Source organism: Amycolatopsis sp. NPDC041971 (assembly GCF_055588925.1).
Genome location: NZ_JBVJCE010000045.1, coordinates 1 through 4,134, shown reverse-complemented (window position 1 = coordinate 4,134; position 4,134 = coordinate 1). Strand labels below are relative to the sequence as shown.

General features: G+C 66.3%; 4 protein-coding genes and 1 pseudogene. All 5 read left to right on the top strand.

The window, feature by feature from the left end:
- Positions 1-105, top strand: a pseudogene (locus ACZ6DT_RS40160) (lipoate synthase); the annotation flags it as partial.
- 60 nt (positions 106-165) lie between these two features.
- Positions 166-831 carry a DedA family protein gene (locus ACZ6DT_RS40155; RefSeq protein WP_465605309.1) on the top strand — a complete coding sequence of 222 codons (666 nt, stop codon included), beginning with the start codon at positions 166-168 and terminating at the stop codon, positions 829-831.
- Between the two features lie 9 nt (positions 832-840).
- Positions 841-1,707, top strand: a complete 867-nt coding sequence (locus ACZ6DT_RS40150; RefSeq protein WP_465605306.1) for a patatin-like phospholipase family protein — start codon at positions 841-843, stop codon at positions 1,705-1,707.
- Positions 1,708-1,814: 107 nt separating this feature from the next.
- Positions 1,815-3,005 carry a L,D-transpeptidase gene (locus tag ACZ6DT_RS40145; protein WP_465605303.1) on the top strand — a complete coding sequence of 397 codons (1,191 nt, stop codon included), beginning with the start codon at positions 1,815-1,817 and terminating at the stop codon, positions 3,003-3,005.
- A 15-nt stretch (positions 3,006-3,020) separates the two neighbouring features.
- Positions 3,021-3,758: an SIR2 family NAD-dependent protein deacylase gene (locus tag ACZ6DT_RS40140; RefSeq protein ID WP_465605300.1), complete on the top strand. Its 738-nt coding sequence runs from the start codon at positions 3,021-3,023 to the stop codon at positions 3,756-3,758.
- Positions 3,759-4,134: the final 376 nt, after the last annotated feature.

The following is a 4,134-nucleotide window of genomic DNA, read 5'->3' as shown; positions in this document are numbered from 1 at the left end:
GCGCAGACGAAGGCCCACCGCGGCGAGCCACTGTCGGAGAACCTGGCCCACCTCGCCGCCGAAGGACCCGCCGCCCAAGAAGCCAGCTCATTGCTCGCACGGTGACTCCGGTCACCTCTCCGCGACATCGCCACCCACCAGGTCACGAATCAGTAAAGTGACCTGGTGGCGTTGGTAACCGATCTTCTCAATTGGCTGCAAAATCTCCCGGAACCGGGACTGGTCGCGGCGACCGGCGGACTGGTGTTCGCCGAATGCACCATCGGGCTCGGCTTCATCGCGCCCGGTGAATCGGGGCTGCTGGTCGCGGCCACGACCGCGACGTCGGTCTCCCGATTCCTGACCCTGTGGGCCGTCGTGACAGTCTGCGCCGCACTCGGCGACTCCCTCGGTTACGCGATCGGCAAACGCTTCGGCCCGCGCCTGCGCGAGACGAAGCTGATCCGCAAGTACGGCCTCGACGCCTGGGACAAGGCGACCGGTGTGCTCGAACGGCGAGGCGCGTGGGCGGTGTTCTTCGCGCGGTTCCTCCCGGTGATCCGCACGCTGACCCCGGCGGCGTCCGGGACGTCGGGCTTGCCGTTCCGCAAGTTCCTGCCCGCCGCCGCGGCGGGCGCGGCCTGCTGGTCGGCCATCCACATCGGCATCGGCGCCGCCCTCGGCGAGGCCGCCAAGAAGGTCGAAGGCGTACTCAACACCGGTGGCCTGGTCATCGTCGGGGTACTGGTGGGTGTCGCCGTTTTCTTCCTGCTGCGCTACAAGAAGAAGAAGGCGCTCGCCGCCGTCACGGTCGAAGACGCCATTCCGGCGAAGGTCGGCGCGGAGGACTAGATTCCGGACATGGCCGCCTTGAACCTGCCCGAGCCGATCGGTTTCGTCCTCGGCGGTGGAGGCAGTCTCGGGGCCATGCAGGTCGGGATGCTGCGGGCCGTCGCCGAAAACGGGATCGCGCCCGACCTCGTCGTCGGCACCTCGGTGGGTTCGCTGAACGCCGCCGTCCTCGCGCTCGGGGGTGAGTCGGGAGACCGGCTGGACCGGATCTGGTCGCGGATGACGCGGCACGAGGCCTTCCCGGGCGGCGTGCTCAGCCAGGTGCGGACCCTGCGGCACAGCAAGACCAACCTGTTCCCCAACACCGGCCTCGCCGCGATCGTCGACGAGCATATCGGCGAGGGCGTCCGGTTCGAGGATCTCGCGCTGCCGCTGGGCGTCGTCGCGACCGACGTCGACACCGCCGAACCGCTGCTCATCCGTTCCGGGCCCCTTCTGGGGCCCCTTCTGGCCAGCTGCGCGATCCCGGGGATCTATCCGCCGGTACCGTTCGGGGAGCGCATGCTCTACGACGGCGGCCTGGTCGCCAACGTGCCGATGCGCCAGGCACTCGCCATGGGCGCGAAGTCGCTCGTCGTCCTCGACTGCGCCTTCCCCGGCAAGATGCCCGGCACCCCACAGACCTTCGCCGAGGTGATGATGTTCACCGCGATGATCAGCATGCGGAACCAGGCCGTGCTGGAGGCGCCCATCGCCGCGGCCGAAGTGCCCGTCGTCTACGTGCCAGGGCCGAAACCGGTACGGGTCAGCCCGCTGGACTTCAGCCACACCAAGACACTCACGGCCGAGGCTTATGAGGCCGCGAAGACCTATTTGGGTGAATTGAACGTCGATGGCCCCGGACTTTATGGTGCCCCGGGTCTCGTCGTGGCCTGACAGGCAACCATCCGGCATCGATCACGTCTTTTTCGTCGCGTAGTTTTGAAAGAGAACCTTTCGCTGATCGAGCGACGTAACTGGTCACATTTTAAAGAGAGACCCATATGTTTCCCAAGAAGACATTACTTTCGACGGCCGGAATACTCACCGCGGTATTGCTGATCTCGTCCTGTTCGTCCTCGGGCGGCACCAATTCATCCCGCACCAGCGCCGAGCCGGACACGAGCCCGGTTTCGGTGACCATCGACCCGGCGGACGGGACCGACGTCAACCCGGCGACGCCGGTGGTGGTCAAGGCCGAGCACGGCAAGCTGATCGACGTCACCGTCGGCAACGCCGACAAGGACAACCAGGTGAAGGGCGAACTCGCGAGCGACGGGCTCAGCTGGAAGACCACCGAGCCGCTCGGCTACGGCAGCACCTACAAGATCGTGGCGCACGCCCAAGGCGCCGATGGGAAGCCTGTCGAACAGCAGACCAGGGTCTCCACGCTGAGCCCGAAGCAGCAGGCGAACCCGAACCTGATCCCGGCGCCCTCCGCGGTCGCGTCCGGCGGTGTCGGCGTCGGGCAGCCGATCGTGTTCGCGTTCGGCCAGCCGGTGAAGAACAAGGCCGAGGTGGAGAAGAAGCTGTCGGTGGAGTCCACGCCGAAGCAGGAGGGTTCCTGGTACTGGATCGACGACAAGAACGTCCACTACCGCCCCAAGGCCTACTGGCAGCCGGGGACGACGCTCAAGGTTTCGGCGATGATCTACGGCGTCGATTTCGGCAATGGCGTCTACGGCGCGACCGATCGCACCGAAACGTACAAAGTGCACGATTCCTGGATCGCGAAAGCCGACGGAAACACCGAGCAGATGCAGATCTTCCACAACGGCACATTGGCGAAATCGATGCCCATTTCCATGGGCAAGGACGCCACGCCCACACATTCGGGCGCCCACGTCATTTCGGACAAACACGAGAATTACACGATGGACTCGTGCACCTACGGCGTCTGCCAGGGTCAGCCGGGGTACTACAAGGCGAACGAGAAGTGGTCGCTGCGGATCTCCAACGACGGCGAATTCGTCCACGAGAACCCGAACAGCGTGGGAGCGCAAGGCAGCTCGAACGTGTCTCACGGCTGCATCAATCTCAACGCCGCGAACGCCCGGTGGTTCTACCAGAACCTGGGGCTCGGCGACGTCGTCGAGGTGACCAACTCCGGCGGTCCGCAGCTGCCGGTCTGGGACCTCTACGGCGACTGGTCGAAGTCCTGGGCGGACTGGCAGGCGGGCAGCGCGCTCAACTAGAGGCATGATGAGCGGGTGACCAGCACCCTGAGCACCGCCCGCTCGCTCGTGGCCGGCGCCGGCCGGGTCGTCGCACTGACCGGCGCCGGGATCTCCACGGATTCGGGGATCCCCGACTTCCGCGGCCCGCAGGGCCTGTGGACCCGCGATCCGACCGCGGAGAAGATGTCGAACCTCAAGGCGTATCAAGGCAGTCGCGAGGTACGCGAACGGACGTGGCAGGCGCGGCTGGTGCACCCCGGCTGGGACGCGCTACCGAACGCGGCGCACTACGCGCTCGAGCGCCTGTCGCCGACGCATATCGTCACCCAGAACATCGACCGGCTGCACCAGAAGGCGGGCTTCGCGCCGGAGCGGGTGCTGGAACTGCACGGGACGATGTTCGAGTCCGTCTGCCTGTCCTGTGACGATCACCGGGACATGCGCTCGACGCTGGAGCGGGTCCGAGCGGGCGAGACCGATCCACCGTGCCTGGTGTGCGGCGGCATCCTGAAGTCGGCCACCGTGTCGTTCGGCCAGCACCTGGACCAGAACCTGCTCCGAGCCGCGCGAACTGCCATCTCCGAGAGCGACCTCCTGCTGGTGGCCGGGTCCTCGCTGAGCGTGCAGCCGGCCGCCTCACTGGTGAGCGTCGCCTCCCGGGCCGGCGCCGACGTGGTGATCTGCAACGGCTCCGAAACGCCCTACGACTCCATGGCTTCCGTCGTCGTCCGCGGCCCCCTGAGCGAAACCCTCCCCGCCCTGACCCCGTAACCCCCCACCACCCCGTCACTCGCGTGACCAGCCCCGTCACTCGCGTGATTGAGCCCGTGACTCGCGTGTCTGGATCCGTGACGTCTCTGGTCACGTGAGTCACGGGTTCAGTCACGCGTGTCCCGGGTTCGGTCACGTGAATCACGGGTTCGGTCACGTGTGTTCCGGGTTCGGTCACGGGTGTGTGGTTCCGCGATTCGTGTGTTCAGGTGGATGACTCTTGTGTTTGGTCGGACGACACGGTGTGGCGGGGGCCGCGAGGTCGTGTCGTCCGGTTGGGTACGGGTGGTGCGGGGTCCGGGTATGGAAAAAAGGTCTGGGACCTGGGAGAACTCGGGGTTCTCGACCAGGTCCCAGACCTTGTTTTCAAGGTTAG

Bases quoted from the DNA above. Each gene is read 5' to 3' on its own strand.
- ACZ6DT_RS40150 (WP_465605306.1), top strand. From the start codon at position 841: ATGGCCGCCTTGAACCTGCCCGAGCCGATCGGTTTCGTCCTCGGCGGT.
- ACZ6DT_RS40145 (WP_465605303.1), top strand. From the start codon at position 1,815: ATGTTTCCCAAGAAGACATTACTTTCGACGGCCGGAATACTCACCGCG.